Annotated in this window: 5 protein-coding genes and 2 pseudogenes; all 7 read right to left on the bottom strand. The window is 47.4% G+C overall.

Going from position 1 to position 14,475, the window contains the following annotated elements; all coding sequences use genetic code 11:
• A pseudogene (locus Phpb_RS27020) lies at positions 1-536 on the bottom strand (RHS repeat protein); the annotation flags it as partial.
• Positions 537-669: 133 nt separating this feature from the next.
• On the bottom strand, positions 670-5,364 hold the full coding sequence (gene tccB / locus Phpb_RS18445) for an insecticidal toxin complex protein TccB (protein WP_065391631.1): 4,695 nt from the start codon (positions 5,362-5,364) through the stop codon (positions 670-672).
• A 94-nt stretch (positions 5,365-5,458) separates the two neighbouring features.
• A complete protein-coding gene (gene tccA / locus Phpb_RS18440) occupies positions 5,459-8,356 on the bottom strand; it encodes an insecticidal toxin complex protein TccA (protein ID WP_065391630.1) in 2,898 nt (965 codons plus the stop codon).
• A 527-nt stretch (positions 8,357-8,883) separates the two neighbouring features.
• Positions 8,884-9,373: pseudogene (locus tag Phpb_RS18435) on the bottom strand (DUF6392 family protein).
• A 477-nt stretch (positions 9,374-9,850) separates the two neighbouring features.
• Entirely contained in the window at positions 9,851-10,774 is a 924-nt protein-coding gene (locus tag Phpb_RS18430) for a GNAT family N-acetyltransferase (RefSeq protein ID WP_082302634.1), read from the bottom strand.
• Positions 10,771-12,042: a phenylacetate--CoA ligase family protein gene (locus tag Phpb_RS18425; protein ID WP_065391629.1), complete on the bottom strand. Its 1,272-nt coding sequence runs from the start codon at positions 12,040-12,042 to the stop codon at positions 10,771-10,773. The genes Phpb_RS18430 and Phpb_RS18425 overlap by 4 nt, the downstream gene beginning before the upstream one ends.
• A gap of 27 nt (positions 12,043-12,069) precedes the next feature.
• Positions 12,070-14,475 carry an acyl-CoA reductase gene (locus tag Phpb_RS18420; protein ID WP_065391628.1) on the bottom strand — a complete coding sequence of 802 codons (2,406 nt, stop codon included), beginning with the start codon at positions 14,473-14,475 and terminating at the stop codon, positions 12,070-12,072.

Below are 14,475 nucleotides of genomic sequence, written 5' to 3'. Positions count from 1 at the left end.
CGGGTCACTCCCGCCGTGTCGTAGTGGCGGATACACAGACCGGAGAGGTTATACTCTTTCACCACTGTGGTATTCTCAGCCCAGATAAAGCGCTCTGTCACTTGAGCACTCTCTTGGTCGGAAACTTGCTCGCTCACAGATAACAGGCGACCGGGCAAGGTATTGTCTTCATAGCGACGCGTCTGACGAACGCCTGTCGCATTTATCGTCATTACCGGACGACCTTCAATATCATTTAATGCCACAGTACGGCCAGCATCGACACTCTCTGTCCGCAGAGTATGACCGGCCAGATCATGCTGCCAGACAAAATTAGGTTTTACTGAGTTATCAGCCTGCTTTGCATCATACAAGCGTGGGTCAATACTCTGATTCAGATGTCCGCGGACATCATACTGGTAACGGGTGACGCGGGTGTCAGTATCCCCTCCAACCACAACACGGTGAAAACCAATATCACGAATGGACAGACCGCGATTATCTAACACGCTGACTGTTGGGGTTTGAGTATAAAGAGTGGTATCAGACGGACTCATATCATATTCCTTCTATTTTGTATTACAGCTTCCCTTCCAATGAAATGGAGAAAGATCGCAAGATTGATTTTAGATATGACAAATCCTCTCCCACTCTGGCGAACAGAGTGGGAGGGATTAGTTAACAGTTAATTTAAGAGAGTGTTTTCTTGACCTGGTTCGCGAAACTGGCGCCGCCGTCGCAGGCGGTATAATTTACCTGCACCAGTACATCATCCATATTTGCCAACAGAGCTGCCTGCATCTCATCCGCCTTCAACGTCTTATCATCAATATGCTCATCCACAGAACGCGGAAAGTTGAGCGTCCATTTGGAAACTGCTCCAGTCCCCTCAAATGATAGATAGCGCTCATCTTCCAAACGCAGCTCAAAGCTACCGGCGTCATTAATGCCAGAAGAGAGCGCCACTTGCTGGCTGGCCCGCAGATTGGTGACAATATGCGTCGCATCCCCCTCTTTACCTGTCGGATCATTGAGACGTTTAACACCATTGATATCTGCTGCTAACAATGTACTGCTGCTGGTCTGAGTGAGCGTTGCCTTCACGTTTTGATACGGACCAATCAACGTCGGCAACGTCACTGACACGGTTTTAATCTGGCGCAAATAGTGCCCCGGATAGTCGTTGTCAAATAGCTTTTCGCCTAATGTAAAATCAACTTTGCCTTCGGTTTTCAACTTATTGAAATCATCACCCAATAGGCTTCTGAGCGACACAGTACGGATCACATTAAGACGGCGTTCGTGACGAGCCAAATAGGCCGCTTCCATTTGGTGCAAATTGAGTTGCAGAGTTTCTCCCACTTGCAAACCACGATAATGGTCGTTCCAGGTACCGGTCTGGATAAAAGTGGTGGCGTAATCACCCAATTCATACTGCCAGCAAGCTTGGGCAGAGAGGCAGAGAGCAACCACGGCATCATACGCTTGATAATACAACGCGGATAATTGACCACTCAGCCACTGGTACAGAGTCGCTTGGGTGAAACGAGTAGTTAGGTAAGTCAGCATGGTCCGAATTTGTACCTGCTGTGCCTTCGCCTGTTGCAAGGAAGTTTGGGCCGCTTTCTCGCGCACCGCCAGCGCATCCAACTGTTTCTGTAATGCGTCGACCTCAGATTGTGCCTGTTGGTACTGGATTTGCCACTCTTCACGACGGCGACGGTAGTTTTCCGTGGTCGCCAGACGCTCGGCCACCACGCTGGTGGCTTGACCGGCTGCCATCAACCCGATGGCAATCGCTTCCGTTACCCCTTCATAGCGCGAGCCGCCATCAGCCAAACCAAAGATATTCGGGATCACTTTCAGTGCCCCACTGGCAGTTTGTACACCGGTGGAAGAAGAAATCAGAGATTGTGCTGACGTTTGGGTATCCATCACCAGTTGTTCCGCACTGGAGATGTTGTTCTGATACAAAGTGTAATAATGGTCATGACGCTGTTGCGCCGTCGCCTGACTAGCCAACAGCGCCAGACGATCCGCCGCCAATCCATCCAACGCCTGTTGCTGTAACGTGATGGCATAGCTGGACATATCCAACAGTTGCTGTTGCGCCAACTCTTCTTGACCGGCTCGTTCGCTACGTTCCAACAAGCTAAGCAGGTTCTGACCAAAACTGGTCAGCGTACCCACAGCGCTGTAAGCTCGCGGCAACATAGCGCTGAAACGGTACGGCGGTACCGTCAACATGGCGCCACTGACGCCATTCGTCAACGTGCCGGACTGAGCGCGTTGAGCCAACAACGCGACCGGATCAACAGGCGCAGCATACAGCGGCAGCGAAAGCGGCTTGCCATCAACGGTCAGGTTATGACGCAGATTGTATAACCGTGCATCCAACGTATCCCAGTGGGACAACATCAGAACATTGAGCGGTTCATTAAAGTAGCCATTATCTGCCAGTTTCAAGTAGCTGACATTGCGGCCCGGCAATGCAGGTAAAGCGGTATCACTATTAGCCAACTGGTGCTCAAAATCACGCAAAACCGTTTTTTGCCCGGCTGCCAAAGTATCGAGGGTTTGCGGCGTCCAAATGCTACTCAGCGACACATCCGGCCGAGGCCCTAGCAATTCAGCGGCCAGATTGTAATAGACACGGGCCTGAGTCAAACCATCACGAGTCAATTGGCGATACCACATATCTCCCTGAGCAATTAGGTTGCTGACATAAGCGATAAACACCGCTTTCTGGTATATCACCGGATGGGCATAAGCTTGAGTATCTGGGTCTATAGAGTCGTCCAAATGACGTGACAAATCGCTGTTTCCTTCAACCAACGGACGTACATTCCAGTAAGCCGGGGCATTGTGTGGCTTGTTTTTCATCGCCGGATCAAAGATGTAATGCAAACTCTTTTGTGCCGGCGAAAATTGCTGTTCGTTGGCAAAGCGTGTAGCAACCAGAAATGGCAGGTGAAAGAATAATTCCCAGAAATAGAGACCATTTGAACCGTTAAAGTCCATTGGCTCGCTTTTGCCGTCAGTCACTAAATCTGCTTCCAGAGAAGGATCTGCCTGTAAGGTGTAATCCAGCAAGCTATCCAGCCCCAGATTAGCTTTTTCAATCAAGGTACGCACAAAGGTGGTGTTAAGACGAGTTTTCGCGGGTAATGATGAAGTCCAGAAGTCTAAATATTGCACCAGACCACGTTTGCTATCGTAACGGGAAATTAATCGAGGAATGGCATCCGGAGCTTTGCTATCCTGCAACGCAACATAGACGTTAAACCACTTACTGACCCAAGAATAAGCCCCTTTTTTCCCTGATGGCCGGTCATAATGATCCCACACGACATTCAAACAAACTTGTAGGTAGTTTTTATCCGGATCGGTGGAGAAATCCGCCTCGGACAAGGTATAAGTCGTAGAATAAGTCGCACCGCTGGTAAGTCTGAAAGTTTGAGCACTGTAACGTTTAAACAGGTTGCGTCCATCCGCCGTCTCAGCATTGATTTCCTGATAGAATTTGCGGTTATCGGCGATTTTACTGAAATTTTTGATAGTGGTTAGTGTTGGCCAATCTGGGGATGTAAATACTGCCTCAAGCTTATTAAGACCAATAGCAAAATTTATTTTATCAGACCAATCTAGCAACACGGTACCGTCTGGAATATACAGATTATAACCGGTAGGTGTTTCCCCTTCCCAAGCGATATAACTGCCCTTCACAGTAACAGTATGGAGAGTATCAAGCAGGGGGGAAATAGCCCATCCCTCATTAACCCTTTGCTCTAACGCCCACGTTCCATTAGGAACAGATCCACCACCATATCCAGCCGGATAATAGGTGATTATTGCATTATGAAATGTGTAATAATTTCCATCATGGTAATCAAGATAAAAACCTTCATCCCCTGACCAAGAAAAACCATAACCAGATTTAGAATCGTTTTCTCTGTCAGCACTCCCAAACGTATGACGGTTAATAAAATCCCCATTAGTTGTGGTTTGGATATGAAGCGTCAGGCCATCTTGATCGATATACACATAGGCCCCAGTAGTGCCTTGTTTCAAGTCATCAACTTTACTTACCCATCCTGTACTTTCCGGATCTTCCGTTGCACCTGTAACAACCTTAGTAATTACATACTTTTTATCGTATACCGCAAATTGCAAGCAGTTTTGACCATCCGTTTCATCACGGTAAGTACTGAACAAAAAGTTCTTACTTAACGGCCTGAGAACATGACGATTAAAGGCTGAGTCACAATAGAGATAACCATAAATAGCAGGTTTATTTTTTCTATTGTCCCCATCACCTTCAAACTGACGGACAAACACTCCTAGCATCAGACGGCCATACGGATTACTGTCAGTTTCCTCCGTCGGGTCGATACTAAAATCGGTGGTAGCCAGCAAATTGATTTGACGCAATGTGGTGCTCGATTCATCAATCAGCAGGCCGGATCGCTGTGTTTCTGAACTTTCCCCTGCTTGCTGAGTCATCAGCGTGGTCGTATTCGGCGCTGTCCAAGTATCATCATAGCGTTTATAGCCAAACTTTATGCTGTAGGCATGGGTTTTACCGATATCTTTACCATTAGCGTCTTTCTGTACCGCCGGATCACGTTCAACCCAAGCCACATATAGTCGATCATTATAAAATACCGGGCGAACTGTATGCTCCAGCACCGTATCACCAGACAGCGGCAAGGTGATTTCTTGCCAATCATTCCAGCAATTTGGCGTCACCGGATTCCCTGCCGGATCTTGACGGTTTTTACTCAAATCCATCTGACGCCAGTAGTAGCGATACGGTTTAGTAGTTGTGCGACCAATAAAGTAGTAGATAGCTTGGTCAAATTTATCCTGATTAATATAACCACTGAGCACATATAGATTACTCACTGCCTCAAACTCATTGAGATACGCCAAAACAGCATCCTGCACACGATCCGGATCGAGTCGATTCTGATTTAAAGTCGTCTCCAGCTCCGAGAAATAATGGCTTTTTTCCTGCCGGGTGATGGGTGAAATATAGTTTTCAGCGTAATTTCGAACCTCAGCCCCCGCAGCCCAGATAGCATATTGGTTATCATTATCACGCCATTCGTTAGCCGTAGAAGGCTCCATCGCTTGACGCCCCGGCTCAGAACCATTGACCAAACGAGTCATATATTGCTGTATGCTGGCAATCGCTTGTGCTACCCGGCTGGTCTCAACCTCATCGGCCACTTCCGGGTCAATCAGCAAATATTCGTACAAGTCTTCCACCGTCACCGGCTGACTACCAACGCCTTTCAGCGTCGGCGCCACAAAATTCATATAGCCAGTCACCAACGCATCACGCTGGGATTCATTCAGTTGTTTTTCCATTGTCGATAACATAATTATCTGCCTTACTTAAATGGCGGTTTAAAAATAGCCTCATTGGGCCATACGGAAAAATCAAATCCACTCAGGTAGTGAGCTTCTGCCATGCTCAGTTACTGCCCTTGACATGGGATACGCCAGCTACCAGCGCCTGACCGGTGCTTTGCCAAAGGGTATAATCACTGTCACGACTCAGGAGATAGCCTTGCTGTTGCTGTGTAACGCCAAGACCAGTCTGATTCTGCGCCTGTTGCAGACGCAGAAGCGTATCCAGTTGCGGTGCGGTTTTGGCAATCCCGCCCAATACCGACCAAGCGGCTTGCAGTTCGTTAGTCTCCCAACCCAACAGAGTTGCCAACGTTTGTGCCGCATCAGCTTGACTCAACGGCGTAGCAGCATTAGCCGTGCGCAGGTAGGCCAGTACATCATCTTCGGTACCACCAGCTTCACCCACTTGGAGCAATAAATCGCTATAACAGCTCAGGGTATAAAGCATCCACAAACTGATATCGGTCACTGTTTCTGCGGAAGCGCCAAAATAGGCTGGATAGTCCAGCAAGGTTTGCACCATTGCAGGACTCAGCGTGAATTGTTGGGTCAACAAGGAGCGACGTACCACTTCACGTAATTGACGCAGATAGTCAGCGGGAATATCGGCGGCAGTCTTAACGGCATCCTTCAATGCCCAAGTCGCACTCAACCACTGGTAGGTTGTTTGTCCACTCCAGCGCAACAATAACGCAGGCAGTGACTGACTCACGTTCAAAGTCTGCGCCAACAGACTGACGGCCACGCCCTGTTGAGTTTTCTGTGCCTGATTCAACGTATTAGTCAGAGTAGTGATTGCCAGCTTCTTATCTTCATCAGATAAGCTTTGTGTATTGACCACAGTGGCTATAGCACTTTGTATGCCAGCATCAGTCACCAGACCAACCTTATCGATAAGCGGACTATTACCTGCTGAGAGCAGAGCAAACCAGTCAATGGCATGACCGTTGGTATCGACTAATGGCGCCCCACTGCGGGACAACAATGTCGCACCCACAAACGTACTGCCTAGGTTCTGCCACACCTGACGGATAAAGTTCAATTGATCGTCAGTGCCCTGCGAAGTAGAAGTAGGGTTGTCACTCAACAGCAAAAGCAGTGCTGAAAACTCTAAATCATGCTGTTGTTGCCATTGAGAAATCGCACTTAGCGCTTGCAGCAAACTCAGAATATCCGCCGCCAGCGGGGAATCTTTTTGCGGTACCGTGATTGTGGGTTTCCCTGCCAATTGCTGCCAGACGATGCCTGTACCGGCATCTAATCGATCAACCAAAGCACAGAAAGATTCTGGGTTTATCCCCAATGTACGCGCCAAATTAGCCAGACGGTAGAAAGCTGACACCACAAACAGATTACAGTTGAGTGTGCTTTGCGTGACATTCCCCTGTTGACGGGCAATATTATCCGCCAATAACAGGAACTGACGATGATTGAGGCCCAGTGCCGTGCTGATATGCTTAACACGCGCCCCATCGCCCCCAGTGGTCAATGTATAGACAAAATCCTGATTATCTATCACAAACGGTGTATCAAAGGTGCCGACGGAGTTAAACACTTGGTCTAAAAACGGCGTTGCCGGTGTAATGGCAAACGGAGTCACCTCTCGCAGCCAAGCAGCAAATTGTTTAGCGCTAACACCATACTTCGCCTGATAATGTTTGAATACTCCCAACATACGCAGCGTATTGTCGTTCATTAACAAGGCAGTATTTCCTGCTTCCGCATCCATAGCAGAAGTCACCAACAGGTCAATATCCTCATAAGGCAGATTCAACCATTTTTGCAGGCGCACTGTGCGGTTAATACGGTCCAACTTGTCATCGGTCAGATTGTTAACCGTCAGAGCAAAATGCGCCTCCGCACCACTGCGACTCAGGGTAATCGCCTCCGGCTTACCGGCATGAATAAAGCGGGCGCCATACGCAAATGGCGTCGCTGTCATGTCACCAGAACTCACATTATCAGACTTAACAACCGTGGAACCTCCGACAGTTGAACACAACATCAGCTCTACCTGAGGTACAGTCAAACTTGTTCGATCAGTCATTATGGTCATGTCGCTGAAACTGTTCACAGTAAGCGAGCCGTCACCATAGTTAAGCTGATAGAAATCCTGGCCGACATTCTCCGTAATGATTTTTTGCTGCTCCGGCGAAAGCTGACTCGCCATGATTTGCAGTCGAGTTAAGGCCCCGGCAGTCGCATCACTCAGTTTTCCTTTTGCTGTTGCCGAGAAGTTTTGCGGCAGATCCAGCGTCTGTGGCAGAGTGATATCTTGCAACGTGGTACCCAATACCGACTGAGCTGTCTGAATCTGCTGATGACCATAATGATACGGCAGATTATTTGGGTAACGGGTGGTGGAAAGTTTGGCGTTTACCGCTTCCAGATCAGACAAGCTCAGTTTCTTCTGAATGGCTTTGGACAGAATTTCATTGACCAATTGTAGTTGCGGTATCACCTCATTGATTGCTTTATCATTAATCAACAAAGCACCCAGATCGGGGCGACGCTCCGCCAGCGTATTCATAATGGTACTGGCGCCATTCTTTTCCTGCTCAAGGGCCAATTGATAGATATGAGTCAGATAGGCTACCGGAGCATCATTGGCTTCCGGTGATCCACTTGGCGCTTTATCTTTCCAGCCAGTGTTTGCATCAAGGAATTGGTTGGCGTAATCCGGACCTGATACGGAGAACGGACTTCTCAAACTAAACTGAACAGCCTCGCTAAGAGAATTACGGCGAAAATGGTGTAACACCTGATGAGCATAGCCCACTGCCAGGTCATACATTTTTTCAGCATTGCGCCCGAGATCAGCACGATGCTCACGAATAAAACGCTCACGCGGCATACGTACCACATCAAACACTGAGGTATAACCAAGGTTGGTCAATTTACCGGGTAAGTTGTGGATCTCTTCGGTGCGGGAAATCAGGGGACTGGCGAGTTGATTCATACGGACTCCTGAATTGAGGTTTATCATGAGAAACAGGTTTTTTCGTGCAAAAAATAATCACCATCGTTATGTATAAAAAAAGGGACCAGATCAAACATGCGCATTTAGAACATCAGCTCCTCCTACCTTCTAAAGGCGCTATACACAGTGATGATGTGTGAGGAAAAATATAATAAATCACAAAACTTGCTTACATTAAAAAACAAAATGCAGACAATAAAATAACTTTACCTTTATATAATTACTTAGAATAAACATTTACGTATATTTATAATTAATTTACAAAATAATTAACAATAGTTTGCAATATCGCGTCTTGAATAAGGTAATACCTGATATGCCGGAATATTGATGAATAACGGTGGCAATGGCAGAAAAATAATCTTTTATATCAATATGATGAAGATTACTCGCGGATCTTTATTATTTTTTTAAACAAATAACCTATTGGAGAGTAATGAGAAGTGAATAAGTCAAATTCCACATACTCAAACAGCTAAAGATCTAAATAAGAGGCTCTTTATTGATTACCAACGCACTGCTGATGTGGGTAAGAAAGTCACCAGTCTGACTCGCTCCCGCAAATCATAATCAACCTGCATGCTCGTCGGAATACGAAAATCCAATAAGGTATATATAAGGTATATATAAGGTATATAGATCAGTCCAACCAATTTTTTTAGTTAACCTTTTCCTCGGTGGAAGTGATTTTTCAGGTTCACCAAAATGTTCATGAATCCATTGCCGAGACATGATAGGAATTAGTCGTGGTGGGAGTTCATTTGGAAATTGGTATGAATCTTTTTTCTCATCAATCAAGATAAGCCCTATCGCAAATAAAACCTTATTACTCCTCTTAAAAGCAAGATGTACACCTTCTTTAATCATATGCAGGGATATCTCAGGATCTCCAAGATATCCTATTGGTTTAGTTTTATAAGGAATTAATCCCTTATCAAAAGTCTCCTGATAAGTTTTCCCTAAGCTATTAATTAGGGCTTCAATGTTAATCGTCATTATTTATATCACCTCTGTTCTTGATTCAGCCAATTCATCTACGATTTTATTTCTCAAACTACCCGTAAATGAATTGGATTTTAAAAATAACCACTCATAATCTGTTGATTACCAACGTACATCTGAGGTAGGCAAAAAAGTCACTATATGGATTAATAAGTGATCAATAGTGCAATGAATTTCAACTAAAAATATATAGGAATATTCTGAAAATTAGAGAAATAATGTCGATTGATACTGGTAATTCACCATGCTTTATAACAATTTTATTACAAAAATTAAACAAATTGAGTTTTATGAATAAACTTAAGAAACAGTACGGCAGAAATACACAGCAGATTTTTGCAAGCCACGGTCAATTGTTAATCATTAACCGCTCAAAGTGCTGACCGAAAGACCAACACTTTGTCAATAATCTGCAAAACTATTCAGGCTTTGATGAGCTTTACCAGATTGCCTCTGAGCATTGCAGGAAAACTATGCACTCGCACAAGCAAACATGCTCTGTTGGTGCAAACTGCGAGCAAACTGACAATTTAAGGCTAACTCTTTCCTACTATGCCCGCGAACCAGTAAAGCTTCCCAACGATGATGATGACCGGGCACAAAACCTGTACAGGCAAATCCCGCCTGTTGCAAAATTTCCATCGCCTGGAGAGTGCCTTCCCCCACCGGTAGTTTCACATATACCAGTTTGTGTGCCGGTAACTCCGCCACCTCTTTTACCCGCTCGGTTGTCTGCTTTTCTATCCACACTTCCAACCGACGTCCATGATTGGTTATGCGGATATCCGCATCAGCCAGCTCCTCCGGTTGCAGAGGCTCTTGACCAAACACTTGAGTCACCGATGTCAGCCACCTTTGCCAACCGGAAGGCCAATGTAATTCTGGAAACGGCCAACTTTGTAAAGGCAAACACCCCAGCACAATGCTTTCCGGCCGTGCCTGATCAAATGGTGACGTTACATAATCCGGCAGTAAACCCGTCGTGTGAAAGCCCAAATTTTGGGCCAAACGTTGGCTGTGGTTATGTGACGACACCTGTTTAATCGTGAGTATGCTTAACCCCATTTTCTTAGCCTGATGACACAAGTATCGGCCCAATGCGGTGGCAATCCCTTGCCCACGCGCCTGCGGGTGTACCGCGATCAACGCCAGTTCAGCGCTTAATGGACACTGTTCATCCCGCCACAATGCCGCATGCCCTAATACTTGTCCACCCTGTACCGCAACGGCAGAATACCACTGTTTAGCCGCGTTATAGCGGCCAAGCATAGTGGGTAAATAGACTTCCGGGTAGACATAATCTTCGCCGTAAACAGCCCGAAATAACGCACTAACACCGGTAGAATCCCCTTCCTGGAATAATCGAATGAATGGCATTACTGGATTTATGCTCATGCTGCCTTCTCTTCAGCACTATAACCACGATTATCAACCACCCGCACCAACTTACCGGATCGAGGATGAGTGACCATATCTTCCAAGGCGCAGTAAGTGACCTCCACATGCAGGAAACCCTGATCACATAACTTTACCATCGCGGGTTGGTCCGCCAGCAATGCTTGATGCATTGATATTGCCGATGGCATCAGTGATGAATTTCCAGCTAACAAGAGTTGTATGTTATCCATGCCGTTCTGACGGCTCAGCAATAACTGCCAAGCGAGTACACCCGCTTGCTGTCGCAGTAAACGCGCAATATGGTCAGGAAAAATGGATAGTGAACCAACTCGAATTCGGTGAGCGCTTCCTGCCCGCCCCTGCAAAGCGAATTTGCGTCGCGGTTGCCCCGGCGCTTCACACCAACAAGCCATGTCCCCGGTAGGGTAACGGATAATCGGCATCAGGCGTCGTTGCAGGTTGGTCACAACTAATAGGCCATTTTGGCCGGGCTCCGTAATCGGCTGACCATTGGCTTCGTCAACAATTTCAATAATGGTTTCCGTATCAAAAACCCGATGTTCGCCATAACAACAATCGGGAGACGCAGCCCCAATGAGACCCGCGTCAACGCTGGCGCAACCCACTGAACCAATACGCGCATTAGGAAATACCTGATTCAACAGTGTCAATTGCTCTGGAAACAGACTTTCGCCACCGTACAACAGGCGCTCAACGCCCGGCATAGACTGGCCGCACTGCTGCAAGGTACTGGCAAAACGCAGCAATTTCACCGGCATCCCAGCCAAGACATTAATATTCAAGTTAATAATAGCGTCGGTCAGTATCCGATCATCAACGGAGCTGGTAAACGGATACTCCACCACTGGTACCGGTGAATAGGACAAAGCACCGTGAATAAACAGCAAACCGGTGTACAAATCACCAGAAAAAAACAGATTAGCAAAGCGGTCGCCAGGCTGTAATTGTTGTGCAATCCCTTGACCAAATGCGCGTATAAAAGCGCGCCATTCACTACAACTGAACACCGATAACCTGCCGTCACTGGTTGAACCACCGGTCTTAAAAACATGACCGCCGTTGACAGGGCCAGTTAACACTGGCCAGTTCTCCAGCGATTGCGATTGTTGCCAATAATCAGCAGGATTGATCAACGGCAGATCAGTTAGCTCCCAACCAGATCGAGGCAGATCACAGTAAAGATCCTTAAAAAAGGGGGAATGATTGCGGACGTATTCAACCAGATCGTGTAATGATAGTGTCATGATTTACCCCAAAAAGTATTAGTGGTCTCAGAATCGGTTATCTATCACCAGCGGCGTTTTGCCACTTTGCGGGTGACGACGGAACTGCCCCATCGGCGTCGGAATAACTTCCAATTGAAGCAATCCACCACTGACAACTTGGTTCAGCATCTTATGTTGCAGCAAATGTGTACGCACCTGGTCAACATCCCCATCGGCTAACACATGGATGTAATCACCACCATCGGCGTTGTTTCCCACCAACCACTGCACCGGAAACGCCAACTCGGCTGACAATGCTGTTGGATTCACAAAAATAGACCCCACCCGCAGCAATGCACCATGACGACCTTCCAATTTAAACCGCGGCGTTGGTAATCCGCAGTCACAGAGAGCGGGAAGCCAATAACCCAAGTCACCTACATCGTAACGCTGAACCACCTGCCCTTCCCTTTCCAGAGGGGTAAACACCAGCCGACCGCTTTCCCCTGTCGGAACAGGCTGATCACTATCAAGAGCCAAGATTTCCAGCCACTGAATATCAGATAACAGATGGAATTCGCCCTCGTGACAACAAGCACAAGCATGACCTAACGGGCCTGCATCCACGGAACCGTAAATTGCCGAACGAATCACCTCTACACCAAAACTGGACAGAAACTGACGTCGCTCTTCGTTAATATGCTCACCGCCAGTAAAAATTTTGCGCACCCCGCCATAGGCACGCAACGCAGCCTCTTCACATTCAAACAATCGGTGTATAGTGCTCGGCATCCCGACCAGCGTATTGACCCCTTGAGTGATAATAAAATGCCTGATTTGGCTAAAATCATCGTCTATTGGGCCGCCCATCGGGTAATGCGGCACAGATAATTTATCCAGAATAGTGAAGAAACTCATCAGGCCGCCATACAAATTACCGCCATACAGCAAATTCATTACCCGGTCTCGTGCTGGGTCCAGACCAGCAGCAAACAGGCCATCTGCCGAAGACTGCATTTGGCTGTGATAATCTCGATGACTGAAACCCGCCAGTTTTGGCTCACCGCTACTGCCGCCGCTACGGAAAAACACCTGTGCTTTCGCCGTCATGCCGCCACTTTGAAACTTTGCTTTATCCATCACCGGAATCCCTGCCAGCTCCGGCGGATTGGCTGACAATTTATCCAATGAGACATGGCCCGGCAGTTGTTCAGCTTTCAAGCTGACGGAGACACGTCGCGCCAGCCGAGTCAATGCATAAACACCATCATGGGGTTCACCTTCATATCCATCATGCATAGTTCCAGCCTGACATATCCGACTAACACCAGCGGCCAACAACTGGCGACTCAGCATCGGCAGCTCTTTTTCTTTAGCTATCAAAGCACAACTTTGCAAATAAGGACGCCACGGCAACAAAACCTCGACCAATTGCGCACGTGGCGCCGGGCGGACTTGCAAAGTACGGTACAGTGGTGATGGTGCAAGCTCTTGACGCTGTATCCAGGCTACCCGCCAACCATTACCCTCTTCTATCGAACCGCGAAGATCAGCAAAAGTGCGATCTAACTGTAAAAATGCCATCTGACTGCTTATTTCAGCCGCTTCCTGTATGTCCGGCTGTAAAGCAGGCCATGCCGTTGTGCGTCGTGTCAGTGCGGCGGCCACAGCACTAACCACTTGTCGTAGAACATTTTCGTCAGTGCTATCTACCAATAAACACTGTGGACTGGAGCACGCTTGTTGGTCAAAACGGCAAACATCATCAGCCAGTGCGTCATAGTCAGCATCACTAGCAACCATCGGGTCCAAATAAGCAAAACTGATACGATGTCCCCAATCTATCCAACGGCAACCGGGCCGTAGTTGGCTACGGATAGCGGTCAACGCGCTATTACTACCCCAAGCGGATACAGCATCAGCACAAGCCAATAATTCTGATAATTGATCGGACGGTAAAGGCAACACCGAGATATAAGGCGCCAACGCGCCGCTCAGGTCATGACGTAAAAACTCAGCCAATATCCGCGCATTAAGGCCGTGATCACTGCTACTAGGACGTAACCAGTTGACATTACCCACCAGCAAGCTTTCCAACACTGCCATAAATGGCAGCAAAGGCGCATTGGACGGCGTAATATGCACCACCAATCCCAACGGCTGCCAGGTTTCAAAACGGGGCTGTGTATAGTCAAAGCGACGCAGAGAAAAGGGCTGTTCGCCCAATTCGTGCCGCAACTTCGCCTCTAAAGCATCACGATGACAAAAGTGACGTAACGCGGTGATTGCGGCTGTATCCAACTCAAGTTTAGCCGCGACAGTATCGAGACCATCAACAAAGCGTTCAGCACACGCCAATACCTGTTGTACACTTGGAGGACACGCCAACGTCTCAGCCAACTTACCTTTCAGTTCCGCCAATATGCTAGCGGGTTCCAAGTCAGAGATAACCTTACCATTCACTAAATACAT

Source organism: Photorhabdus namnaonensis (assembly GCF_001684335.1).
In the GTDB taxonomy this organism is placed as follows: domain Bacteria; phylum Pseudomonadota; class Gammaproteobacteria; order Enterobacterales; family Enterobacteriaceae; genus Photorhabdus; species Photorhabdus namnaonensis.
Note: the sequence above shows the minus strand (reverse complement) of the source record. Positions and strands in the feature narration are given on the sequence as shown.

Excerpts from the sequence above, each read along its gene's own strand:
- Phpb_RS18420 (WP_065391628.1), bottom strand. The coding sequence starts at position 14,475 with ATGTATTTAGTGAATGGTAAGGTTATCTCTGACTTGGAACCCGCTAGC.
- tccA (WP_065391630.1), bottom strand. The coding sequence starts at position 8,356 with ATGAATCAACTCGCCAGTCCCCTGATTTCCCGCACCGAAGAGATCCAC.
- tccB (WP_065391631.1), bottom strand. The coding sequence starts at position 5,364 with ATGTTATCGACAATGGAAAAACAACTGAATGAATCCCAGCGTGATGCG.
- Phpb_RS18430 (WP_082302634.1), bottom strand. The coding sequence starts at position 10,774 with ATGAGCATAAATCCAGTAATGCCATTCATTCGATTATTCCAGGAAGGG.
- Phpb_RS18425 (WP_065391629.1), bottom strand. The coding sequence starts at position 12,042 with ATGACACTATCATTACACGATCTGGTTGAATACGTCCGCAATCATTCC.